Below are 23,881 nucleotides of genomic sequence, written 5' to 3'. Positions count from 1 at the left end.
TCACCCCGTGGCTAGATTAGCTCATTTCCCAGCTCAAACTAAAAACTTACGAAGCACTTCGCACGCGAGCTATCGCAGCGAGCATTAGGTCGATAGTCGCACTCCAGCACTCCCGAGAACAATGCGACCCCGCTGAAGCCGTCGCGTCCCAAAACCACCCTGTTGCCCATGTGGTGTGTGTGTGGCAAAAGTGCCAAAAGGGGCCTCGTGTTGGATCTCACAACCTGGCTGATAGACTGAGAAAGTCGCATAACTGCTATCCGCATCACATTGTGACGCTCGAGCCCCCGGGTTTATCCGCACAGAGCGCCGTCACCACGAGTCGCACCGCGGAAAGCACCCGGCGCCCGCGCGCCACAACCGCCACCGGACAACGCAGGTCTATGCGTTAGACCTTTGCACGCCGCGCCTCCAGGGTCCGCGACCAGCAGCCACTGGCTGCGGGTCCCCCGGGGCCGCACACCGAGTCCTTAGTTGGGGTGTTTTTAGCACGTGGCTCTGCTTGCGATCCCAGCCACCGTTGCGGTGGCCCTCGTTTTAGTTCCACTGCTGGTCAAAGTTCTCGACCGAAACGCGGGCTGGCCACTAGCAATCACCTTCGTCGCGCTGGCGGGGTACGTCCTCAAGCACGCGCGCGTCCCGATGGAGGGCGGCGCACACCGCTGGTCAGCAACCTGGATTGAAGGTGCGCTACCCGCCACCTCCGCGCACCCCGATGGCGGGGATATCACCTTCGGGCTGACAATGGACGCGCTCAGCCTCTTCTTCACGCTGCTCGCGCTGCTCATCGGCGCAGTGGTGTTCATCTACTCCACCCGCTACCTGCACCCGGGCGAGAAGATCCTCAGCTTCTACCTGTTGATGACGGCCTTCATGCTCGCGGTGCTGCTGCTGGTGCTGGCTAGCGACGTCGCCCTGCTGTTCATCGGCTGGGAGCTCGTCTCGCTGGCCTCCTTCTTCCTCATCGCCCGCTCCGGCAGCTCGGGCCAGGCCGGTTCCACCCGAACCCTGATCCTGACCTTCGTGGGAGGCCTGTTCCTCATCGCCGCGCTGGGCATCATGGTCGGCGTCACCGGCTCCACCCAGCTGGCCGACATCCTCGCGAACCCGAGCTGGGGCAATAACGCGGTGCTCACTGGCGTGACCGCCGTGCTGATCGCGATGGCGGGCTTCTCCAAGGCCGCGCAGATCCCCTTCCACTTCTGGCTGCCCGAGGCCATGGCCGCGGACACCCCGGTCTCCGCGTTCCTGCACGCCGCAGCGGTCGTCAAGGCTGGTGTCTACCTGCTGCTGCGCTTCTCGGGAATCTTCCAGGGAACAATGATCTGGCACTACACGCTGATCATCATCGGCATGGTCACGGCACTGATGGCCGCCTTGTTCGCCATGCAGAAGACGGACCTGAAGAAGCTCACCGCGTACTCCACGGTCTCCCAGCTGGGCTGGATCGTGGCCACCATCGGCGTGGGCACCCCCTTCGCCATCACCGCGGCGATCGTGCACACCGCGGCGCACGCGCTCTTCAAGTCCTCCCTGTTCATGCTGGTCGGCGTGGTCGACCACCAGGCGGGTTCCCGCGATACCCGACGCCTGGGCTCGCTGTGGCGCCGCATGCCCTTCACCTTCTGGTCCGCGGTCGTCGCCGCCGGCTCCATGGCTGCGATCCCCCCGACCCTGGGATTTGTTTCCAAGGAGGGCATGCTTACCGCCTTCCAGGAGGCACCGTTCTCCCAGGCCGGTGTCTGGGTGCTGCTGGCGGTCGCTGGCATCGGCGCCCTCGCGACGTTCATGTACTCCGCCCGCTATGTCTTCGGCGCCTTCGTCGACGGCAAGACGGACGAGTCCGAGACCCGCGAGGCCCCGGTCAGTCTCTGGCTGCCCGCCGCCCTGCCGGGCCTGCTCTCCCTGCCCGCCGTGTTCTTCCTGGCCTGGCCGGAAAGCTGGCTGGATAACATCGCCGTGGCCACCGGCGTGGGTGAGGCGCAGACCCACCTGACGATGTGGCACGGCATCAACGCCCCACTCGTGATCTCCGTGATCGTGATGGTGCTGGGTGTGATCGGCATCTTCCAGCGCAAGGCCATCTTCCGCTGGTTCCAGCACCAGCCGCTCGGCCCCTACACCGGCGCGGAGATCATCCACCTGGTCACGGAGTGGATGATCCGCTTCGGCCGCGTGGTCGCCGCCCCGGCCAACTCCATGGCCGCCAACCGCCACGTGTTCTGGATCCTGGCGATGTTCATCACCCTGGGGCTGTTCAGCCTGATCGGACCGGGCCGCCTGCACGGCCTCGGCGATCTGCCGGCCCGCATGGAGGGCGCGGACCGCGTCACCGACCTGATCGGCCTGCTCATCATCGGCGCGGCACTCACCGCCCTGCTCGGCACCCGCTCGCGCCTGGCCTCCGTGGTGCTCGTCGGCATGGTCGGTGTGGGTGTCTCCTTCATGATGCTCACCCTCGGCGCCCCGGACGTCGCCCAGACGAACCTGCTGGTCGAGCTGTGCGTGACCGTCATCATGATGCTGGTGGTCCGCCACCAGCCGCGCCTGTACCTACGCGAGGGCGAGAACCGCGCCCGCTTCGCCACCATGATCGCCACGGTCGTGGGTCTGGTGACCTTCTTCGGCGTCTGGATGCTGCAGAGCCGCCACCCACGCCCGGAGCTGGCGGAGTGGTACCTGGAGAACACCCCGGACGCCACCGGCGCGGACAACGTCGTCGCCGCGATCCTCGTGGAATTCCGTGGCTACGATACGTTGGGCGAGCTGATCGTCCTCGGCATGGCGGGCATCGTCATCGCCGCGATCATCTCCTCCATGCCGCGCTCCCCGAAGCCGGGCTACGGCCCGGGCTCGACCTCCGAGGCTTTCCGCGCACCGGGTCAGACCCGCTTCCCGGATGTCCACAAGGTCCCGGAGCTGGCACCGTTCTACTCCAAGAACCTGCGCTCCACCCACTTGAACTCGATCCTGCCGCGCATGGCACTGTACCCGCTGATCCCGATCGTGGTCATCCTCTCGCTGATCACCTTCTGGCGCGGCCACAACGCCCCGGGCGGTGGCTTCCTCGCGGCCCTCGTCGCGGCCTGTGGCCTGTTCTTCTGGTACCTCGCGCAGTCCCGCGCCCGGAAGCTGGGCTCCGACAACCTGGGCTACACGCTCATTGGTATCGGCATGCTGCTGGCCCTGTGCACCGGCCTGCTGGGCTTCCTGCAGGGCTCCTTCCTGGCGCCGCTGCACGGCACGTTCCTGGGCCAGCACATGACCACCTCGCTGCTCTTCGACGGCGGCATCTACTTCGCGGTCTTCGGGCTCATCGTCGTGGTCATCAACCAGCTCGGCGGGCGTGACCGCCCGGGCAACCAGTACGCCCGGGCCAACCAGGATCGCTACATCCCGGCCAAGACGCACCCGGCCTCCGCACAGCAGGCCAGCGAGTCGGCGAAGCGCACGGTGGCCGAGGCCTTCAGCCAGTCCCCCGTCGCGGTGCGCATCGGCGGGTCCAATATCGTGCTCAACCCCTCCGAGGTCAGCCGCGCCGCCCGCGAAGCGGAAGCCCGGCACCGTTCGGAGCGTGAGTCCGCAAAGCGGCCCGCCGGCTCCGTGAGCCCGATCCCGGAGGCAAGGCCAACAGATTCCGCGGAACGCGCTACCGAGGCGGAACGCGGTGGCGTCGTGAAGGCAAAGGACGCAGCCCCCGCCCACCGGGAAGAAACCGAAGAAGAGTTCAAGGCACGTAAACGCCGAGAACGGCGGCTCACCGGCCACGACGCATTCGACCGAGAACTCGACGAACTGCGCAGCAAACGAGGCCAAGTAAACCCAGCACCCCAGGAAAAGAAGCGGAGAGGAGACGACCAGTGATTCTTGCAGCAATCATCGCAATCCTCGTCGGTGGCGGTGTCTACCTCATCCTCCAGCGAGGCATGCTCCGCCAGATTCTGGGGCTGTCCCTGATCAGCCACGGCGTGAACCTCATGATCCTCGGTGCCGGCGTGCCGGTGTGGCGCAGTGAACCGCTGATGAACCGCACGAGCGCCGCCGAGGCCGGCGACCCGCTCCCCCAGGCTTTCGTGCTGACGGCCATCGTGATCTCCATGGCGGCGACGGCCGTCATGCTCGCGCTGGCTGCCGTGGGGCGGGACGACGACACCGCCTCTGCGGAGGATCCGGAGCGCGCCGCACGCACGTTCCGCGGGCTGTCGACCCTCTCGCGGCACACGGACACCGAGCAGGTGGCCAAGGAGGCCGAACAGGCGGCGGCTGCGAAGCACACGCCACAGGCAGACACGCTGGGCGCACCCTACGGTAAGGGCGGCCCCCACGGTGCCGGTAGCGGCGCCGGGAACAGCACTAATAACGGCAAGGAGGAGCGATAATGACGTCCCTGCTCCTTGCGGCTAACAACCCCCAGTCCCCGGACGCTTTCGCCGACGGGGCGGTTCTCGCCCTGTTCGTCGTGGTGCCACTCATCGCCGCCGGCCTGTGCACCTTCCTGCCCTGGGCGAAGGCCCGAAACCTGCTGGCACTGCTGGTACCAGCCTTCGGGCTAGCGACCTCCGGCTGGCTGCTGGTCCGCTTCGGCGGCGACGAGTCGGTGATCGCCGATAACGTCGGTAACTTCGTGGGCGGCGTGGCGATCCCACTGGCCGCGGACACGCTGAGCGCCCTGATGATCTTCACCACCGCCCTGGTTGCGCTGGTGGCCAACTGGTTCGCCCTCGTCGTGGGCGAGATGCGCGCCCGCTTCTACCCCGCCCTCGTGCTGATGCTCCTGGGCGGCGCGTGGGGCGCGATCCTCACCGCGGACCTGTTCAACCTCTTCGTGTTCATCGAGGTCATGCTGATGCCGTCCTTCGGGCTGGTAGCGATGACCGGAACCTGGGGTCGCCTGGCCGCAGCCCGCACGTTCATCGTGGTGAACCTGGTGACCTCCCTGCTGCTGGTCTCCGGCGTGGTGATGACCTACGCCGTGGTCGGCACGACGAACCTGGCTGCTCTGGCTGGTGCCGCTGGCCCGCGCGGCGAGGCAGGCTTCGCCGATGGCATCTACGGCACGCAGTGGCAGCTGGTGGTCGCCCTCGGCATGGTGCTGCTGGCCCTGTCCGTTAAGGCCGGTGTCACCCCGACGCACACCTGGCTGCCGCGGGCGTACCCGTTCACCTCCCCGGCCGTGATGGCACTGTTCTCCGGCCTACACACGAAGGTCGCGGTCTACGGCATCCTGCGCGTCTACATGACCGTCTTCGAGGGTGACGCCCGCTACGCGTGGGCGATCCTCGTCATCATGGTCCTGGGCATGTTCATCGGCGGCTTCGCAGGCCTGTCGGAGAACACGATCCGCGGGGTGCTGGCCTACCAGATGGTCAACGGCATCCCGTACATGCTGATCCCGCTGGCCTTCCTCTCCGCCCGCCCGACCCTGGTGCTGGGCGCTGGACTGTTCTACATGCTGCACCACATGGTGATCGCCGCCAGCCTCATCATGGCCGGTGGCGCGATCGAGGAGACCTATGGCCACGGCAGGCTCCGCCCGCTGCACGGCCTGATGCGCCGCGACCCCTTCGTGGCGACGGTGTTCGCCGCCGGCGCGCTGGCGATCGTGGGCTTCCCACCCTTCTCCGGCCTGTGGGGCAAGCTGGCGCTGGTCTTCGGCATTGCCGAGGACGGCAGCTGGAAGGCGTGGCTGGCGATCGGCACGATCATCCTGACCTCCATCGGCGCGCTGCTGAGCATGATCTACGTGTGGCGCGAGATCTTCTGGGGCCGTCCGATGAACCGCAACGAGGCGGACCCGGATCTGCGCATCAAGCCGAAGTACGTGCTCCCGTCTGCCGCGATGGCCGTGGTCTCCGTGGTGATCTTCTTCGCCGCGGGCCCAATCTTCTCCATCACCAACCGGGCAGCGGAGGACCTCATCGACACCACCGAGTACGTCAGCACCGTTTTCGACGCCAACCAGTCCGACGAGCTGGTGGGCGGGCCTGGCCCGATCGGGCAGGTGCTAGACCCGGGTCCGTCCGGACTGGCGCACGTGCCGGGTGCGGATGAGCCGCAGGGCGTGTCCGAGGTTGCCCACGGCGATGCGGACGCCGCCGATAACGCCACCGCCGATAATGCCGGTGGTCAGGAAGGAGCACGCTAATGAAGCCCTGGAAAGTCCCCTTCCACTGCCTGTTCTACGCGGGCTGGCTGATCGGCCAGGTGATCAAGGAGTCGATCGTGATGATGATCGACACCTTCGGCACCGGCCGCCGCATCGCCCCGGTGGTGATCTACTACCCGCTACGGGTCCGTAAGGAACGCAATATCGCCGCCCTCGCGGCCTCCATCACCATCACCCCGGGCACGCTGGCCCTGGGCATCACGGGCCCGAAGGAGGTCGACTACGACGCGGAGCGCGGCGAGCGCTCCCTCAACGACGCCTTCGAGGTCAAGTCCAGCGAGTACGAGGTGCAGCACCGCGATACCGCACAGCGCTACCTCGCGATCCACGCCATGTACGGCCAGGATCCGCTGGAGCTGATGGAGGGCTTCGCCGAGATGGAGGAGACGCTGGTGCCGTCGGTGAAGGGCATCAAGCAGAACTTCGACGTCGACTCCCTCGTGGAGCGGGGCCGTCCGGGACCTCGCGGTTTCCGTGGTTCCCGCGGTGGCCGTGCCTCCGACGAGACGGTCTTCGACGTGGAGAAGGTGGACTCCACCCCGCACGCCGCGGCCTACGTCGCCGCCGTCCTGAGCGAGGACTCCGAGGACGGTGCGAAGGCGGACGCCCCGAAGCACGAGGACTACGGCTTCCGCGACCCCCTGTACCCGAACAAGTACCGCGACCAGAAGAAGAAAAAGGGGAAGTAGATGGAACCCACAACGCTGCTCTACATCCTGGTCGGCATCGCCGCGGCGATCATCGTCCTTGGTTTGCTGACGGTGCTGTACCGTGCGGTGACCACCAAGAACGACGGGCGCCGCGCGGTGCTGTCCGACATGCTTTTCGCCTGCATGATCGCGCTGTTCCTGTGCTTGAGCATCTTTAACCACACGGCGATTACCTACGAGGTCGCGATGTTCGCCGGGCTGTTTTCCGCCCTGTCGACTGGTGCCGCGGCCCGCATTATCACCCGAGGGAGGCGCTAAACCATGGCTGTTTCTACCGCTGCTACCGCTGCGTCTACGAACGAGCTGCTGTTGGCTGCATCCGAGCAGGTTGAGTACCAGGAGCCGAGCTGGTTCGCGGTCGTGCTGATCGGCATCCTGGCGATCACCGGATCGGTGTTCGTGCTGGTGTCCGCCCGCGCGATGTACCTGGCTCCAGATGCACTGAGCCAGCTGAACATGACCGGCCCCGCAATGGGCGTGGGTATTCCGCTGCTGATCTGCGCGAACCTGGTCTTCCACTTCGCCACCGAGGGATTCGTGTTGGGCTATCTGATCCGTGCCTGCGTCGCGATCACGGCCTTCCTGGTGATCAGCTCGGTGGGTTCCTTCTTCATGGGGCGCGCGCTGCACGCCACCCACTGGGATCACACGGTGCCGCTGTCCGGTGGTACCCGCCAGCCAGACGCGAAGTAGCGCCGCTGCTCCCCTCCCCCAGATAGCGCGAAGGCCGCCCAGAGGATGTCCTCCGGGCGGCCTTTCGCTGTGCGCTAGTTAGTCAGCGGCTTAGGCGACCTTGGCGACGACCTCCACGTCGGTGTCGCCGCGCATTGCCTTGGAGTACGGGCAGAAGGCGTGGGCCGCCTGCACGAGCTCATCGGCCTGCGCCTGCTCCACACCGAAGAGGGTGGCCTCGATGCGGGAGGTGATGCGGAAACCCTCATCGACGGAGTTCAGGGTGCACTCCACCAGAACCTCGGGAGCCTTGGAAAGATCCACGCCGTTGTCCTTCATCTGCTTCTGCAGCGCACCGTTGAAGCAGGCCGCCCAGCCAGCAGCGACGAGCTGCTCCGGGTTGGTGCCCTCACCGGAGCCACCGAGCTCCTTCGGCGGGCGGACGTCCAGGTCGATCTGGCGATCCGAGGTAGCGACGTGGCCGTCGCGGCCGCCGCCGGTGGACAGTGCCTTCGCGTTGTACAGCGCCTTGCTCATCGAAAACTCCTTCGCTGGTTGCTTAAAACCTTGCTCTGCTGCCCGAGTGTACTTACTTGCTGGCGGTGAAGAGTTCCTTCACGCGAGCAGCCAGCTCCTCGTCCACGTGGCCCCAGTAGGTGTAGCACTGCTGTTCCACCTGCTCGGAGACACCAGCCATCGCGCCCGCGATGTTCTTGGCCAGGCGCTCGCGCTGCTCGTCGTCCATGACCTCGCGGACGAGCTGGCCGGCCTGTGCGAAGTCGTCGTCCTCTTCGTGGCGGTGGTATGCGCCGAAGGTCAGGTCGCCGCCGTAGTTCTCGTCGAACAGGCCGAGCTCATCAGCCAGGCCGGTGCCGGACTCGGCGCCGCGGCCGAAGCCGTACTGGGACTCGCCGGCGGCAATACCCTTCTGGACCACGCCCGAGCCGTCGGAGGTGTCCTGGGTTCCCTCGCCGCGCTCGAAGCGGTTCGGGGAGTACACCGGGGTGTCGCGTGGCGGGAACTCATAGGCCATCGCGCCGTCCTTGGTGTTGTACCGGTTCAGGTCCTTGCGGATCGGGCGGTTGACCGGCAGCTGGGCGTTGTTCGCGCCGAGGCGGTAGCGCTGGACGTCCTGGTAGGCGAAGACGCGGGCGAGCAGCATCTTGTCCGGGGAGAAGCCCACGCCCGGCACGATGTTCGACGGCGCGAAAGCGGCCTGCTCGATCTGTGCGAAGTGGTTCTCCGGGTTCTGGTTCAGCGTGAAGTGGCCGACGTCGATCAGCGGGTAGTCCTTCTGCGACCAGGTCTTGGTCAGGTCGAAGGGGTTCCAGCGGTAGTCCTTGGCCTCCTCGAAGGGCATGATCTGCACCTTGACGTCCCAGGTCGGGTAGTCGCCGCGCTCGATGGCGTCGAAGAGGTCCTGGCGGTTGTGGTCGAAGTCGCCGGAACCGACGATCTTGTTGGCTTCTTCGTCGGTGAGGGTCTTCCAGCCCTGGCGGGTCTTGAAGTGGTACTTCACCCAGAATCGCTCACCGGAGGCGTTGATCCACTGGTAGGTGTGGGAGCCGAAGCCGTCCATGTGGCGGAAGGTGGCCGGGATGCCGCGGTCGCCCATGAGGTAGGTGACCTGGTGGGCGGATTCTGGGGAGCGGGTCCAGAAGTCCCACTGCATATCCGCAGAGCGCAGGCCGTTGTTCAGGCGCTTCTGGGAGCGGATGAAGTCCGGGAATTTCACGCCGTCGCGGAGGAAGAACACCGGGGTGTTGTTGCCCACGATGTCGTAGTTGCCCTCCTGGGTGTAGAACTTCAGGCTGAAGCCACGCACGTCGCGCACGGTGTCCGGGAAGCCGAGCTCGCCGGCGACCGTGGAGAAGCGGGCGAGCATCGGGGTGACGCGCCCCTTCTGGAAGAGGTCTGCCTTCGTGTACTGGGAGACGTCCTCGGTGATGGTCAGTTCACCGAACGCGCCGGAGCCCTTGGCGTGGACGTTGCGCTCCGGGATGCGCTCGCGGTTGAAGGACTGGTGCTTCTCCACCAGCGAGACGTCGTGCAGCGCGATCGGCCCCTGGTCCCCGACGGTGGCGGAGTGCTCCTGGGTGGTGATGGGGGCACCGTTGTTTCGGGTGGCATGACCGGTGACGGGGCACATGCCCCGGGATGCGATGTCCTTGGCGGTCAGGTTGCCGGTGTTCTTCTGGTTAGTCACGGTGATCCTCCTTAGGGAATGTGGCTTCCATCACCCAGGTTGCCACAGTGGCGAACACGCCGCCACAGTCTTTACCTATCAATCAAGGTCTATTAAATAGGTTAAACACTATCTATCCGGCGCGCAACCATCGCCCCTACCTATCGATGCGCCAACGAGCGCCACGTCCACATCCCGGCTCGCAGGGGAGCGTGAAAACCGCAGGCCACTGCTAAGCTGGTCTTTAACATGAGCAACTTCCCTCCCTCCCCCGCTGGCCGTCACGGCCGCACCGCCGAGGTCGACGCACACGTCACCGACCTCGCGCTGCGTGCCGCCCGGGGAGATAAGGCAGCGCTCAACGAGTTCATCGCCGCCACCCACGACGACGTCTGGCGACTGCTCGCACACCTGGCGAACCCGGACCAGGCGGATGACCTCACCCAGGAGACCTACCTGCGGGTCCTCTCCGCACTCCCCCGCTTCGCTGCCCGCTCCACGGCCCGCACCTGGATCCTTTCCCTGGCCCGGCGCGTGTGGGTGGATAACATCCGCCACGACATGGCCCGCCCCCGCAAGTCCGCCGCCGAGTGGGAGGACGCCGCCGGCGACACCCCCGCGGCCGAGACCACGGGTGGCTCCAGCTGGGCGGAGTGGCTGGACACCCAGGACATGCTGAACTCCCTGGAACCGGACCGCCGGGAGGCGCTGATCCTCACCCAGATGCTGGGCTATACCTACGCGGAGGCCGCGAAGATCGCGAACGTGCGCACCGGCACCATTCGCTCCCGTGTTGCTCGGGCGCGGGCCGACCTGGTCGAGATGCAGCAGGCGCAGCAGGCCCGCCAGGAACGCCAGCAGACCGAGGCCACCGGGCCCACCCGCCTGGGGCGGCGGTTGTGGCAGGCGTAGTGCCCGAGCCTGACGTCCTAAAAATTTAGCGCGCGTACCCTGGGGTCATGAGCGAGACAGTCTTCGAGCAGACCCTAGATCACCCCATTGACCAGGTGTGGGGCGTGCATGCGACGCCGGGGATCGTCACCCGGCTGACGCCTGGTTTCACGCGTGTGCGGCTGCTGCAGGAGGCCGGGAATCTGAAGAGCGGGCTGACGCGCATGCGTTTCCCCGGCGGCGTGGTGTGGGAGGGCAAGCACGACCCGGGGTTCTACCGCCCGCTCGTCGCGGCCAGTGGTGGGCGACCGGCGCACGTGGACTCCCCGGCGCAGTTTTCGGACGTCTGCGCGACTCCCGGGGTCGGTTCGGCGTTCGGTTGGCGCCATGTCCATTCTTTTCAGGACGCCCCTACCGGGGGCGGAACTATCTTGTGTGATCGGATCACCACGAATGCGCCGAGTTTTCTGGCAGACCAGCTGCTCAAGGGGGTTTTCGGCTACCGGCAAGCGCAGCTGGCGGGGGATCTGAAGCACCTGCAGCAGGCCCGGGGCTGGGCCGGGGAGTCCACCGGTGAGATGACGATCGCGGTGACCGGCGCGACGGGTGCGGTGGGCACGCAGCTGTGCGCGCTGCTGCAGTTGGCGGGGCACCGGGTGATCCGGCTGAGCCGGAACCCGCAGCCGCTGATCGATGAGGCGAATGCGCGCCCGGGTGGGGCGGCGGTGCATTACCGGCGCTGGAATCCGGAGCACCCGGCCGAGGATCTACTGGCCGATGTGGATGCGGTGGTGCACCTGGCTGGCAGTTCGATCGCGGGCAGGTTTACAGAAGAACACCTGGCGACGGTCGCGGGCTCGCGGATCGAGCCGACCCGGAAGCTCGCGGAGCTGGCGGCGCGCACGGATCGGGTCCACACCTTCGTGTCAGCCTCGGCAGTGGGTTTCTACGGGGCCAATGCGCCGGAGCCGGTGGATGAGTCCGCCCCGGCGGATGAGTCCTCGACGCTGGGCCGGATCGTCCGGGACTGGGAGGCCGCGACGGAGCCTGCGGTGGCTGCCGGGCTGCGCGTCGTGCAGGTGCGTACCGGGCTGGTGATGGCCGCGGGCACCGCGCTGCTGGATCTGCTGACCGCGCAGGCCAAGCTGGGCGGCGGGGCGCTCGGCAGCGGGCGGCAGTTCTTCCCGTGGATCGCGATGAATGACCTCGTGGATATCTACCACCGGGCGCTGACCGACCCGATGCTGCACGGCCCGGTCAATGCGGTGGCGCCGGGGATCGTGCGCAACCGGGAGTTCATGGCCACGCTGGCGGAGGTGGGCGGAAACCCGCTGCTCCCGCGGGGCCTGCGGTCTAAGATGCAGGTGCCGGTTCCGGCTGCTGGGCCCCGGCTGCTGCTGGGTGAGGATGGTGCCGCTGAGCTGGCGCTGGCGGATCAGAACGTGCGCCCCGCCGTGCTGGCCGATCTGGGTCACGAGTTCCGGACCCCGGAGCTGGCCGACGCGCTGCGGCACGAGTTGGGGAAGAACCCAGCGCGCCCACTACAGTCATAGGTTATGAGCGCTACGGATTCTGCTTTCGCTGCCGCACCGGCTGGCCGGTCGGCTCTGCTGTTCCTTTCCTTCGGCGGGCCCGAGAAGTCGGAGGATGTGATCCCGTTCCTGGAGAACGTGACGCGTGGCCGGGGCATCCCCCGCGAGCGGCTGGAGAAGGTCGGGGAGCACTATTACGCCCTGGGCGGGCGCTCCCCCATCAATGACCAGAACAAGCAGATCATCGCGAATATCGAGGCCGAGCTGGCCACCCGTGGCGTGGACCTGCCCGTGTACTTCGGCAACCGGAACTGGGAGCCGTATGTCGAGGACACGATGGTGCAGCTGGCCCGCGAGGGCTTCGACACGGTGTACGTGTTCGTCACCAGCGCCTGGGGTGGCTACTCGGGCTGTGGCCAGTACAACGAGGACATCCGCCGTGCCCTCGACGCGGTGCGCGAGGCTGGGCTGGAAGCGCCTAAGGTGCAGCGCCTGCCGCACTTCCACGATCACCCGGCGTTCGTTTCTGCCTTCGCCGCTGCGGTGGACGCGGCGCGCGCGGAGCTTCCCGCTTCCGTTCAGGACGACGCCGACCTGGTGTTTACCGCGCATTCCGTGCCGAATAAGGCGGACGATACCGGCGGGCCGCGCAGCTTCGGGGGCAACCTGTACTCGGAGCAGGTGCTCAATGCCTCCCGTCTGATCCAGGAGGCCTCGAGCTTCGCGGGTCAGCCTGGTTCGGGCGCGTCCCTGGGGTGGACGGGCCAGCTGGCGGCGGGCAAGCCGGTGGGCGGCCGCGGGGACGGCCCGGCCCACACGGGTGAGACCGCGGGCGTGGACCTTGGCGTGGGCACTCCCCATGACGTGGAGTTGGTGTGGCAGTCCCGCTCTGGCTCGCCACACGTGCCGTGGCTGGAGCCGGATGTGTGCGATCACCTCGAGGCGCGCGTGGCGGCGGGCAATAAGCGCCCGATCGTGCTCTGCCCGGTGGGATTCATCACCGACCACGTGGAGGTCATGTGGGACCTGGACACGGAGGTCCGGGAGGTCGCGGAGGAGCACGGGGTGCCCTTCGTGCGAGCAGCCACGCCGGGCCTGGATTCCAGCTTCGCCAGCATGATCGTGGACCTGGTCGCGGAGGTCGCTGATGGCGAGCTGCCGGTCGCTGAGTTCACTGAGGCGCAGCGTGCTGCGGCGGAGCTGGTGAAGAAGCTGGGGACGGTGCCGAATTTCGGCGGCACCTGCGACGGCGCGCCGTGCGCACCGGGTTGCTGCGGGGCCCAGCGCTAAGCCAACCGCGGCGCTGGGGTCGAGGCCGCGGAGACCTCGCGGCAAGCACGGTTCGCCTACTCTCTGTTCGCCGGGTGGCGGGAGGCGCTAGCATCGGGAAGGTCAACCTTTCCCAACCGTCATGAAAGGGTCGTGACGCACGAGATGGCGAATCCCTATAACCAAGACCCCACCGACCCGGCTGAGGGTCCGGACGCGACCGGGCCCGCGAACGCTGATCGCGCCGCGACAACTGACGGCGCCGCCGCAGCCGAGGGCAGCGCAGCGACCGATAGCGACGCTGTGGCTCACGGGGACGTCCCGACCGGTGACGTCGCCGCGCAGGGCACCGCTGCTGACGGCACCGTCGCGGATGGCGCTACCCCGGTGAACGGCGCGGTTCCTGCGGACGGCACCGCGGAGGGCGCCGTCCCGGGCGAGGAACAGGAACAGAAGAAGCCTGCGGGACCGATGGCGCTGTCCATCGGCACGGCGATCATGTCGATCGCAGCCATCGCGGTGATCTTCCTGACCTTCCTGTGGCCCGCCCAGAATGCCGAACCGCAGAACATCCCGGTGGGCATCGCGGCGTCGGAAAAGACCTTCAATGAGCTCGACAGCCAGATGAAGGAGGTCGCGGAACAGAACCAGCTCGTCATCCCCTTCACGATGGAGCGCTACGAGGACGCCTCCGCCGCGCGCACCGCGGTGAAGAACAACGAGGTTCAGGGCGCGCTGGTGATCTCGGATGAGCCGGGTCAGGTGCGTGCGCTGCTGGCGTCCGCGAATGGCCTGGAGCCCTCCCGGGCGATCGCGGAGTTCGCCCAGGAGGTTAACCAGCTGCCGGCGCAGCGCGCGCAGCTCGAGGGCAAGCAGCCTTCCCCGGAGGTCATGCAGGCCGCGATGGCTGGCCCGGATATCCAGGACCTGGTGCCGCTGTCCGAGCAGGAGCAGCAGGGCAAGACGCTGGGGAAGATGACGCTCCCGCTGGTCTTCGCCGGTCTGCTGCTGGGGCTCGCCTCGGTGGGGCTACTGCGTGGCGCTCAGCAGCGGGTGCTGACTCTGCTGGCGGGATCGGTGCTCGGTGGCCTGATCGCGGCTGTCGTGACGGTGCTGACGGTGGGTTATGTGGATGGCAACCTGGTCTCCCTGTGGCTCTCCTTCACGCTGGGGATCCTGGCTATCGCCGCTCCGGTGGCGGGCCTCGGCGCCCTGCTGGGCAGCTACGGGGCGTGGATCGGCGTGGCGATCCCGGTGCTGGCTTACCCGCTCTCTGGGGCGAACGAGCCGCGCGAGTTCCTGGGCGCGCTGGGCAACCTCGGCGAGGCGCTGGCCCCAGGTGCGGCGACGCGGCTGAACAAGCTGCTGGTGCACTTCCCGGATGCCGCGCTGTGGCAGCCGCTGCTGGTGCTGCTGGCCTGGTCGGTGCTGGGCATCGCGCTGATCGCGGTCGGTCAGCTGCGCGATGAGCAGGAGGCCAATGAGGATCATGAGGCCTTCGGCGAGGACGTTGGCGAGCCCATTGGCGCGGAAGCCGGCACGGCCGCCGAGAATGGCGCATTCGCTGGGAACGGTGCTGCCGGGTACGGCGCTGCGAACCACGACACTGGGGCGCACGGCGCCCAGCAGGCGAATGCTGGCGAGGGTATCGCCTCTGCCGAGGGCACTCCCACGGACCGCACCTAGCTTCTGCGAATAGCTCTCGGACAAGACAAAGGGGGCGGCCTAGCGTGATGCTAGGCCGCCCCCTTTCGCTATGCGCTGACCACTGGAGCATGCTCTCGGAACACACGCCAGATATGGCGCCGGGCCGGACGTCGCCCGCGCCCGGCAGCGGGCTACTTATCGAGCAGCAGCTCCGCGATCTGGATGGTGTTGAGCGCCGCACCCTTGCGCAGGTTATCGCCGGCCACGACGAACACCAGGCCGCGGTTGCCGTCGACCGCCTGGTCCTGGCGGATACGGCCGACGAGGGTGTCGTCGATGCCGGTTGCCTGCAGCGGGGTCGGGACGTCCACGACCTTCACGCCCGGGGTGGCCTCCAGGACCTCGCGGGCGCGGTCCGCGGTGAGCTCGTTGGCGAACTCCGCCTGCACGGTCATCATGTGGCCGGTGAACACCGGGACGCGCACACAGGTGCCGGATACCTTCAGCTCCGGGATGCCCAGGATGCGGCGGGACTCGTTGCGCAGCTTCTGCTCCTCGTCGGTCTCCCCAGTGCCATCGTCCACGAGGTTGCCGGCCATCGGCAGGGAGTTGAAGGCGATCGGCGCCACGTAGGGGCCGAGGTCCTCCGCGGTGAAGGCAGAGCCGTCCTCGACGAGCTGCTCCATCTTGTCCAGGTTCTCGCGCAGCTGGTTCATCAGGGTCTGCACGCCAGCCAGCCCGGAGCCGGAAACCGCCTGGTAGGAGGAGACGTGCAGGTGGGTCAGGCCGGCTTCCTTGTGCAGCGCGCCCAGTGCCGGCATGCAGGCCATGGTGGTGCAGTTCGGGTTCGCGATGATGCCCTTGCCGGCACCCGTCTTATCGCCGGGGTTGACCTCGGAGACGATGAGCGGGACCTCGGTGTCCTTGCGCCAGGCGGAGGAGTTATCCACCACGGTCGCACCGGCCTCCGCGAAGCGCGGGGCGTGCTCCCGGGAGGTCGCGCCACCGGCGGAGAACAGAGCGATATCGATGCCCTTGAGTTCCTCGGTCGGCGTGGCGGCGACGTCCTCAACAACAATCTTCTTGCCACCGAACTCCAGCTCCTTGCCTGCGGAGCGGGAGGAGGCGAAGAAGCGCACCTGATCGGCTGGGAAGTTGCGCTCCTGGAGCAGGTCGCGCATCACCTGGCCGACCTGGCCGGTGGCGCCGACGACAGCAAGCGTGGTCACGGGGAATCAGTCCTTAAAAGATTTTTTAGAGAAGTTCTTGTGGGCGTAGTGTTTAGCGGCCAGTTCCGGCGTAGACGGTGGCCTCTTCGTCGCCGCCCAGCTGGAAGCGGTCGTGCAGGGCGGTGACGGCCTTATCGACGTCGTGCTCGCGGATCAGCACGGAGATGCGGATCTCGGAGGTGGAGATCAGCTCGATGTTGACGTTCGCGTCACGCAGCGCCTCGGTGAAGTCGGCGGTGACACCCGGGTGGGACTTCATGCCGGCACCGACGAGGGAGACCTTGCCGACCTGGTCGTCGTACAGGACGTTCTGCCAGTCGCCGGACTCCTGCATGCCCTTGAGCAGCTTCACGGCGCGGGCGCCGTCCTCGCGTGGGCAGGTGAAGGTAATGTCGGTGCGGTTGTCGTCCAGCTTGGAGACGTTCTGCAGGACCATGTCGATGTTGATCTCGGCGTCCGCGACGGCGCGGAAGATGCGGGCGGCCTCGCCCGGCGCGTCTGGGATTCCGACGACGGTGATCTTCGCCTCGGAGCGGTCGTGGGCAACGCCCGTGAGTACTGCTTCTTCCACTGGAATATCCTCCATCGATCCGGAAACTAGGGTGCCATTGTCGTTGCTGTATGAGGAGCGCACGCGCAGGGGGACGTCGAAGGCCCGGGCGTACTCCACGGAGCGGAGCATGAGGACCTTGGCGCCGACGGCGGCCATCTCCAGCATCTCCTCGAAGCTGATGTTATCCAGCTTCTTTGCATCGCTGACGATGCGTGGGTCGGCGGTGTAGACGCCGTCGACGTCGGAGTAGATCTCGCAGACGTCTGCGTCCAGAGCCGCGGCGAGGGCGACGGCGGTGGCGTCCGAACCACCGCGGCCGAGGGTGGTGATGTCCTTCGTCTCGCGGTTCACTCCCTGGAAGCCTGCGACGATGCAGATCTTGCCCTCGTCGAGCGCCTCGCGGACGCGGCCTGGGGTGACCTCGACGATGCGTGCGTTGCCGTGGCGCTCGGTGGTGATCACGCCGGCCTGGGAGCCGGTGAAGCTCTGCGCGTCGGCGCCGAGGGATGCGATTGCCATGGCCACGAGGGCGTTGGAGACGCGCTCACCGGCGGTGAGGAGCATGTCCATCTCGCGGGCCGGTGGCACGGGGTTGACCTGCTCGGCGAGGTCCAGGAGTTCATCGGTGGTGTCACCCATGGCGGAGCAGACGACGACCACGTCGTTGCCCTGCTTTTTAGTGTCCACGATCCGTTCCGCCACGCTGCGGATGCGCTCTGCTGATTCCAGCGAGGAGCCGCCGTATTTTTGCACGATGAGTGCCATGTAGTTTTGGCCCGCCTTCCCGGATGCTCGGAGTTATTTGGGGTGGTTTTTCGTGTTGCCGTTGTGGGGCGTTTTCCGTGTTACACAGATTACAGGAGGGTCTAGCGCGCCCCTATAGGAGGGCGCTGGCCGGGGGCAACCGCTTGTTGGTTTAGGGTGGAGGCCGATGATGCATAGCAACGCACTGGCGATTTTCTTCGGTCTCGCCTCCGCGCTCACGATCGCGTGGGGCACGGTGGTTCGGCACCGGGTCGCCGAGGATTCCGGGGGGACGGATACCTCTTCTGTGGTCGCGGCGATCACCCGTGTGCGGTGGTGGGCCGGGCTGGGCCTGTCCTTTTTGGGCTATGCCTTCCAGATTGTCGCGTTGGCTTTCGGCACCTTGTTGGTCGTGCAGCCGATTCTGGTGCTCTCCCTGATGTTCACCCTGCCGCTCTCGGCGAAGCTTTCTGGCCGCCGGATCTCGAAGTCGGAGACGGCGTGGGCGGCACTGCTCACGGTCGCGGTGGCGGTGATCGTGGTTTTGGGCCGCCCGCAGGCCGGGGTGGCGCAGCCTTCCCTGCCGCGGTGGTTGACGGCGCTGGGCATCGGCGTGGTGATCTTCGTGGTGATGTATCTGGCTTCACTGCGGTTGCGGAGCTCGAATCGGGCGCTGATTTTGGGCTCGATCACCGGCGGGATCATGGGCTATGTGGCGGTGCTGTCCAAGGCTGTGACGGATATTTTTACCCGCTCCGGGGTGCTGGATCTGCTGATCAGTTGGGAGCTGTGGGGGCTGATCGGCCTGGCGGTGATCGGCACGGCGGTGCAGCAGGCCTCCTTCAACGCGGGCCCGTTGAAGAACTCCCTGCCGGCGATGACGGTGGTGGAGCCGATCTTCGCTTTCGCGCTGGGGTACACGATCTTGGGCGAGAAGTTCGACGTCTCCGGCTACCAGTGGATCTACATGGCCGCCGCGTTGGTGATCATGATCGTCTCCACGGTGGTGCTCTCCCGGAAGACGATCACCGACTAGGCGGAACTAGCCACGCGGGCCGGGGTGGCTGGCATATCATCGTGAGTCGGGCTTGATTCAAACCCCCAACTACTGCCCTCAATTGTCCGGAGGAACCCCACCGTGAGCACTGCACCGTCCCAGAACAGCTCTTCTGACCAGGCCAAGCCGTGGCTGAAGTTCTATACGGAAGGGACTGCCCCGAATCTGGACTATGGGGAGACCACCCTGGTCAGCATCTTCCGCGACGCGGTGCGGAAGTACGGCAAGCGGGATGCGATGTGGTTCCTGGGCACGCAGGTCACGTACAGCGAGTTCGGGGAGCTGGTGGATAAGGCCGCGGCCGTCCTGAAGGAAAACGGCGTGAAGCGGGGCGACCGGGTGGCCGTCGTCCTCCCGAACTGCCCTGCGAACCTGGTTGCGTTCTACGCCATCGTCTCCCTGGGGGCCACGGCGGTGTATCACAACCCGCTGTACACGGCGCACGAGCTGGAGGGTCCGTTCGCAGATCACGGCGCGAAGGTTGCGGTGTTCTGGGATAACACGGCCGATATTGCGCAGCACCTGGTGGATACCACCCCGCTGGAGAAGGTGTTCACCGTGAACATCACGAAGTCGATGCCGCTGCTGCAGCGGGTCGCGCTCTCCCTGCCGGTGCCGGCGCTGCGCAAGGCGAAGGCGAAGCTGACGGGTGGGCCGACCCAGTTTGAGGACTGGGACGGAGCCGTGGATGCGGTGGCACCGGGGTTGGGGCGCCGTGCGATTCAGGACGCCCTGCCGATGGTCCAGCCGGAGTGCCCGGCGTTGATTCTGTACACCTCGGGCACGACTGGTTCGCCGAAGGGTGCAGTACTGAGCCACCGGAATATCTGCGCGAACCTGATCCAGGGCAAGGCCTGGGTGCCGGGCCTGGGCGAGCAGGCCGATCCGGAGCGGATGCTGGCCGCGCTGCCGATGTTCCACGCTTATGGCATGACGATGAACGGTGCGCTGGCACCGCTGATCGGCGGGGAGTTGCTGCTGCTCCCGGCACCGGAGCCTTCCCTGCTGCAGCAGGTGATTAAGAAGAAGAAGCCGACGTGGGTGCCGGGCGTGCCCGCCCTGTACCAGGCGATCGTGAAGCTGGCGGAGGAAAAGGACCTCGACCTGTCCACGATGCGGAACTCCTTCTCCGGCGCTTCTGCCCTGCCGGTGGCGACGGTGGAGAACTGGGAGAAGCTCACCCACGGCCGCCTGGTGGAGGGCTACGGCCTGACCGAGACCTCCCCGATCGTGCTGGGTAATCCGATGAGTGATGACCGCCGCCCGGGCTACGTCGGTGTTCCGTTCCCAGATACGGAGGCCCGCGTGGTGGATCAGGACGACCCCACGAAGCCGCTGGACTACGGCGAGGAGGGCGAGCTGGTGGTGCGCGGGCCGCAAGTCTTCGGCGGCTACCTGCACCAGGAGCAGCTCAATGAGAAGATCTTCGCGGATGGCTGGTTCCGCACGGGTGATATGGCCGTGATGGAGGCCGATGGTTTCGTGAAGATCGTCTCCCGCCTGAAGGAGATGATCGTCACCGGTGGCTTCAACGTCTACCCTGCCGAGGTGGAGGAGGCTCTGCTGGAGCACCCGGAGGTCAAGGAGGCCGCCGTGGTGGGCCTGTCGAAGGAGGACGGCTCCGAGCGCGTGGTCGCCGCGGTGACGCTGGAAGAGGCCGCGGAGGACGAGGAGCACGAGCCACGCCGCGTGGGCGAGAAGCTGCACGATTCGCTGCGCCAGCACTGCAAGAAGGTGCTGACGGGCTATAAGGTGCCGCGGGAGTTCTTCCACGTGGCAACGCTGCCGGCCGACCAGATGGGCAAGGTGCGCCGCACCCAGATGCGCGCGATCCTGGAGGAGCTGGAGCGCCGCTAGTTTATAGCGGGCGTTGGATGGGGTAGGTAGCCGCGAGGTTGTTTTCGCTAACGGCCCTTCGGGCGTTGCGCCCCCAATAGCGGCTCCGTCAGAGGATGGAAGTACCAGAACCAGAAAGGGGCGGGCTCAGCGTGGTTCGCTGGGCCCGCCCCTTCATGCGTGCCTACCCCCTAGGCTGGGTGGCGCGATGCACGCACCACCCCCCTCACTCGGTGCACCTTAGGCAGTCTTGCGACGACCGAACACAAGACCCGCCGCTGCGACCGCGGCGCCAATGAGCCCCACGAGACCCACGCCGTAACCACCGGTCTTCGGTAGCTTTCCGGACGCGGTATCCGCAACCCGCAGGATCATCTTATCGCCTTGGCCACTCACTTGGATTTGTCCGCTGCTGGTACTGACAGCAGAAATCTTATACTGCTTAGTCTTCTCATCCACTGAAATCTGAAACTCAACCGGCTGGGCTAGCAGGTTGAGCCCCTTCGGCGCCTTGGTCTCAACAAGGAAGAACGTGCCAGTCTTTTCCACCTTGATGGATTCCTGCCCGGGCTTGATGGTGTGGAGCTCTCCAGCGCTGTAGTCCGGCTGGCCTCCCTTGGACGGGTAGACCTTGAAGGTCGCGCCACCCAACCCTGGCATTTCCACGATGTTATCGCCGTCGTACTGAGCCTTCCTGAAGGTCAGCTTGCCCGGCGGAGTTTCCGGTTGCTTGTAGTTATCAACTACGCAGGAAACCGAAGACAGCTTCTTATCTTTCTCGCTCATCGTGACCTTGAAACCGAACTCACCGTCATTTGTGACTTCAATAGGTTTGGTTACCCCGTCACGGGTTTCGGTACACACAGCATTCTTGCCATTCCTCTTATAGAGGTTGTAGCCCGGCTGCTGCGTCTCTACCAGAGTCAGCTCCTGCTTTTTTTCGCTCTGGATGTTCCAGGTAGCCGTTCCGCGATCCTTATCGCCCCAAGAAGTCGTCTTCAGCGACGTTCGGACGAGGTCACCATCACCTGGGTCGATGATGTCCTGGCCACCGGCAGAGAGGGTGAACTCCCAACCGGGCTCACCGTCTTTGCCTTCGAGCACATTGCCGTTTTCATCGACAATCCTCTTCTTGACGGTCACTACACCGTTGCATCGTGTGGTTACGTCTTGGGCGATTTTCTTCATCTGTTCGGCAAGATTGCTGTAGTTAGACACCCTCACCGTGTCACCGGTGCCCGAGATATCCTCACCCATGGTCTTTACACCACGTGTACCGTAGGTCCACCTCGATTGATTGAGAGTGACCGTCTCCTGCCTCCCATTGGGCAGGCGCTCAAACACCTGCAGGGCCTGGCTGCCGGCCGCGTCGTATGCCATTTTCAGATTCGCCAAGGTGTCGGTGTTGATGTAATTGGCGTGCACAGCCTTCGGGTGATCACTTCGAATTTTGTAGTAGAGGCCTGGGGCTTGTCCCGGATCTGCTGTCCAGCCAATCCGCTTGGCGTCTTTGAGCACCAGATCATTCTGCACAACGGGGCGTTGGCTGCTTCGCCCGCCAAGTGTCAGATCAACCATGATTGGCACAACACGGGTACCGGCAGCTTTGAGTTCGTTGGCTGCCTTAATCGCGTCGTTGAGAGCACTAGCCTGAACGAATTCACCACCGATGCCCTTGCTCTTGATTGTCGAGGAGGTCGTGGGCATACCATCCGTGATGAAGTACACCACGTCGTAGTCGTGATCCTTGACCTGCTCCAGGCCCGCTTCCCAGTTCGTAGCGCTGTTATTTGGGTTATAGTTCCAGTTCCGAACTACGTTTCTTGCCTGCTGGACGCCCTGCTCCGACTGCATTGAAATATACGGCGGGTTCTTACCGTGTGTCGTTCCATCCTGATTAGCTGGACCACTACTTGCGAAGTTATAGATTCCAAGTTCAGCTGGAGTGCCCTGCAGGGAATCGATAAATGCATTCGCGGCCTTTTTAGATGCTTCGAAACCATCAGTATCTGCGTAACTGAGCGATGTCGAAAGGTCTGCTACTACGGCAATGCGCAGGCCACAACGCTGTGGCATCGGCGGGTTGGGAACTCGTCCGTTCACCCACTGAGCTCCATCTGGCGGAGAGATAATCGGCGGCGGTTTTGGCTCACTCTTTTTCTCGCCATACACATCAAGAGTGACCTTCAGATTCTTGTTCTCCGAGAGATTATTAGTGAAGGTGAATACCGCATCCTTCGGCACGACGGCAGAGTCAACCGGCTTGCCATCCTTTACCGGAACAACGTCCATAGTGATGACCCCATTGCCAATATTGACGTTGCGCTTCTGCAAGGTGACACCTGGCTCGATCTGATCCAGGGTGAGATTGTACTTCTGCGGGTCCAAGAAGGTCGCGTCAGTCTCGATACGCACGGTTGCGTACTTCATGTGAGATTCCTCAGTCACCTTAGCCGTAAAAGCATTGGGCTTCTTCGGATCTACTGGGTCAGCTTTAACTGCAAATTCGTGGCCGATGGCATCAAAGTGACGCCCTTCGACAGCCGGTGGCTTGGGGTTTTCGGGCGAACCCGAACAGTCCTTAACCTCACCGCTTAGCCTGAATGACCACTCGGTATTAGCCCCTGCAGCGAACTGGTATCCGTTCTGTGGCTTCGCGGTGACCTTAACGGTGGCCTTTTTTCCCTCGTAGAAGTGCTGACCGGCTTGCTTGCGCTCGCCATCAATGAAGTAGTCGACGCCCTTGGTGTCTGGGATGTTGATGTAGCCCTTCTCAACACAGGTGGATGCGGTGGCTGGGTCAACTGCGGTTGGTGCCGCAGGGGTCACGGAGGTGCCCGGCTCCGGTTTCGGGTCCGGCTGTGGCTCCGGGTCAGGCTGCGGGTCCGGATCAGGATTCGGTTCGGTTGGCGGAGGGGCGCTGCCGCTCAAAGTGCCCTTCGGGCTAACGGACACCGTTCCCGATACTTTAGGCGCAGTAAAGTACGGCGAAATTCTAATGATTTCGCCCTTTTTCACTGCAATATTCAGACCATCATGGGTAACCGTCAACGGAGCTTGCTGTGCACTGCCCGATGGTGAAATTTTCGGGGAAAGTGTAGTGTTCCCGACTTTCAGCTCGTATGCCTTCAGCCAGCCAGAACCACCAATTTGAAAATCAAGGCTCGTGATCGTGGCGTCTTCCTCAACCGTGAACTCGAACGGGGGGTAGTACTTTCTGGTATCCAGGTCTTTGAAGTCTCGCTTCTGCGGACTCACCGGGATCGCCGTGGCCTGCGCCTGCGCAACAGGGGCCGGCAGGCTCGGCAGCGCGCCCGGGACAGCGACGCCGAAAATCAGCGCAAGCGCGGCGGTCAGCGCGGCCGCTACACCCATGAACTTTGTTTTCAT

17 protein-coding genes are annotated in these 23,881 nt (G+C 65.2%); 12 read left to right on the top strand and 5 right to left on the bottom strand.

The genetic code is table 11. The features are described 5' to 3' along the window. The first annotated feature begins 492 nt into the window (after positions 1-492). From QP140_RS07440 to QP140_RS07415, 6 genes are read left to right on the top strand one after another with little or no spacing between them, the layout of a single operon-like run. A complete protein-coding gene (locus QP140_RS07440; RefSeq protein ID WP_284758920.1) occupies positions 493-3,864 on the top strand; it encodes a DUF4040 family protein in 3,372 nt (1,123 codons plus the stop codon). Continuing rightward, positions 3,861-4,379, top strand: coding sequence for a cation:proton antiporter subunit C (locus tag QP140_RS07435; RefSeq protein ID WP_284758918.1), 519 nt, complete (start codon positions 3,861-3,863; stop codon positions 4,377-4,379). Before QP140_RS07440 ends, QP140_RS07435 begins: the two co-directional genes overlap by 4 nt. After that, complete coding sequence (locus tag QP140_RS07430) at positions 4,379-6,145, top strand: monovalent cation/H+ antiporter subunit D family protein (RefSeq protein ID WP_284758917.1); 1,767 nt, start codon at positions 4,379-4,381, stop codon at positions 6,143-6,145. Before QP140_RS07435 ends, QP140_RS07430 begins: the two co-directional genes overlap by 1 nt. Next, positions 6,145-6,855: a Na+/H+ antiporter subunit E gene (locus tag QP140_RS07425; protein ID WP_284758916.1), complete on the top strand. Its 711-nt coding sequence runs from the start codon at positions 6,145-6,147 to the stop codon at positions 6,853-6,855. The genes QP140_RS07430 and QP140_RS07425 overlap by 1 nt, the downstream gene beginning before the upstream one ends. Beyond that, positions 6,856-7,134: a cation:proton antiporter gene (locus QP140_RS07420; protein WP_070759227.1), complete on the top strand. Its 279-nt coding sequence runs from the start codon at positions 6,856-6,858 to the stop codon at positions 7,132-7,134. A 3-nt stretch (positions 7,135-7,137) separates the two neighbouring features. Beyond that, positions 7,138-7,569 carry a Na+/H+ antiporter subunit G gene (locus QP140_RS07415; RefSeq protein WP_070759225.1) on the top strand — a complete coding sequence of 144 codons (432 nt, stop codon included), beginning with the start codon at positions 7,138-7,140 and terminating at the stop codon, positions 7,567-7,569. A gap of 90 nt (positions 7,570-7,659) precedes the next feature. On the opposite strand, the gene QP140_RS07410 is transcribed toward QP140_RS07415, so the two are convergent. Together QP140_RS07410 and QP140_RS07405 are read right to left on the bottom strand one after the other, a co-directional pair. Further along, on the bottom strand, positions 7,660-8,085 hold the full coding sequence (locus tag QP140_RS07410; protein ID WP_012361116.1) for an organic hydroperoxide resistance protein: 426 nt from the start codon (positions 8,083-8,085) through the stop codon (positions 7,660-7,662). 52 nt (positions 8,086-8,137) lie between these two features. Next, the gene (locus QP140_RS07405; RefSeq protein WP_442875023.1) at positions 8,138-9,754 is read right to left on the bottom strand and encodes a catalase; all 1,617 of its coding nucleotides are present in this window, start codon (positions 9,752-9,754) and stop codon (positions 8,138-8,140) included. A gap of 228 nt (positions 9,755-9,982) precedes the next feature. Between QP140_RS07405 and QP140_RS07400 the strand changes: the two genes are divergently transcribed. From QP140_RS07400 to QP140_RS07385, 4 genes are all read left to right on the top strand, one after another. Continuing rightward, positions 9,983-10,645 (top strand): RNA polymerase sigma factor, encoded by a 663-nt coding sequence (locus tag QP140_RS07400; protein ID WP_284758914.1) that lies wholly within the window; start codon positions 9,983-9,985, stop codon positions 10,643-10,645. Between the two features lie 47 nt (positions 10,646-10,692). Next, the gene (locus QP140_RS07395) at positions 10,693-12,177 is read left to right on the top strand and encodes a TIGR01777 family oxidoreductase (protein ID WP_284758912.1); all 1,485 of its coding nucleotides are present in this window, start codon (positions 10,693-10,695) and stop codon (positions 12,175-12,177) included. Positions 12,178-12,180: 3 nt separating this feature from the next. Next, positions 12,181-13,446: a ferrochelatase gene (locus QP140_RS07390; RefSeq protein ID WP_284758911.1), complete on the top strand. Its 1,266-nt coding sequence runs from the start codon at positions 12,181-12,183 to the stop codon at positions 13,444-13,446. 132 nt (positions 13,447-13,578) lie between these two features. Beyond that, the gene (locus tag QP140_RS07385) at positions 13,579-15,111 is read left to right on the top strand and encodes an ABC transporter permease (RefSeq protein ID WP_284758910.1); all 1,533 of its coding nucleotides are present in this window, start codon (positions 13,579-13,581) and stop codon (positions 15,109-15,111) included. Between the two features lie 152 nt (positions 15,112-15,263). Here the strand turns inward: QP140_RS07385 and QP140_RS07380 are convergent, their stop codons facing one another. Both QP140_RS07380 and QP140_RS07375 read right to left on the bottom strand, forming a co-directional pair. Further along, positions 15,264-16,301: an aspartate-semialdehyde dehydrogenase gene (locus QP140_RS07380; RefSeq protein ID WP_284758908.1), complete on the bottom strand. Its 1,038-nt coding sequence runs from the start codon at positions 16,299-16,301 to the stop codon at positions 15,264-15,266. A gap of 52 nt (positions 16,302-16,353) precedes the next feature. Beyond that, positions 16,354-17,619 (bottom strand): aspartate kinase, encoded by a 1,266-nt coding sequence (locus QP140_RS07375; RefSeq protein WP_012361123.1) that lies wholly within the window; start codon positions 17,617-17,619, stop codon positions 16,354-16,356. Positions 17,620-17,788: 169 nt separating this feature from the next. On the opposite strand from QP140_RS07375, the gene QP140_RS07370 reads away from it, so the two are divergent. Together QP140_RS07370 and QP140_RS07365 are read left to right on the top strand one after the other, a co-directional pair. Beyond that, the gene (locus tag QP140_RS07370) at positions 17,789-18,634 is read left to right on the top strand and encodes a DMT family transporter (RefSeq protein ID WP_284758930.1); all 846 of its coding nucleotides are present in this window, start codon (positions 17,789-17,791) and stop codon (positions 18,632-18,634) included. Between the two features lie 102 nt (positions 18,635-18,736). Beyond that, positions 18,737-20,512 carry a long-chain-fatty-acid--CoA ligase gene (locus QP140_RS07365; RefSeq protein WP_284758906.1) on the top strand — a complete coding sequence of 592 codons (1,776 nt, stop codon included), beginning with the start codon at positions 18,737-18,739 and terminating at the stop codon, positions 20,510-20,512. 219 nt (positions 20,513-20,731) lie between these two features. On the opposite strand, the gene QP140_RS07360 is transcribed toward QP140_RS07365, so the two are convergent. Next, positions 20,732-23,881 (bottom strand): SpaA isopeptide-forming pilin-related protein, encoded by a 3,150-nt coding sequence (locus QP140_RS07360; protein WP_284758904.1) that lies wholly within the window; start codon positions 23,879-23,881, stop codon positions 20,732-20,734.

It is taken from the genome of Corynebacterium sp. UMB9976 (assembly GCF_030212265.1).
Lineage (GTDB): Bacteria > Actinomycetota > Actinomycetes > Mycobacteriales > Mycobacteriaceae > Corynebacterium.
The sequence above is the reverse complement of the archived record's forward strand: the minus strand, read 5'-3'. Positions and strand labels throughout refer to the sequence as shown.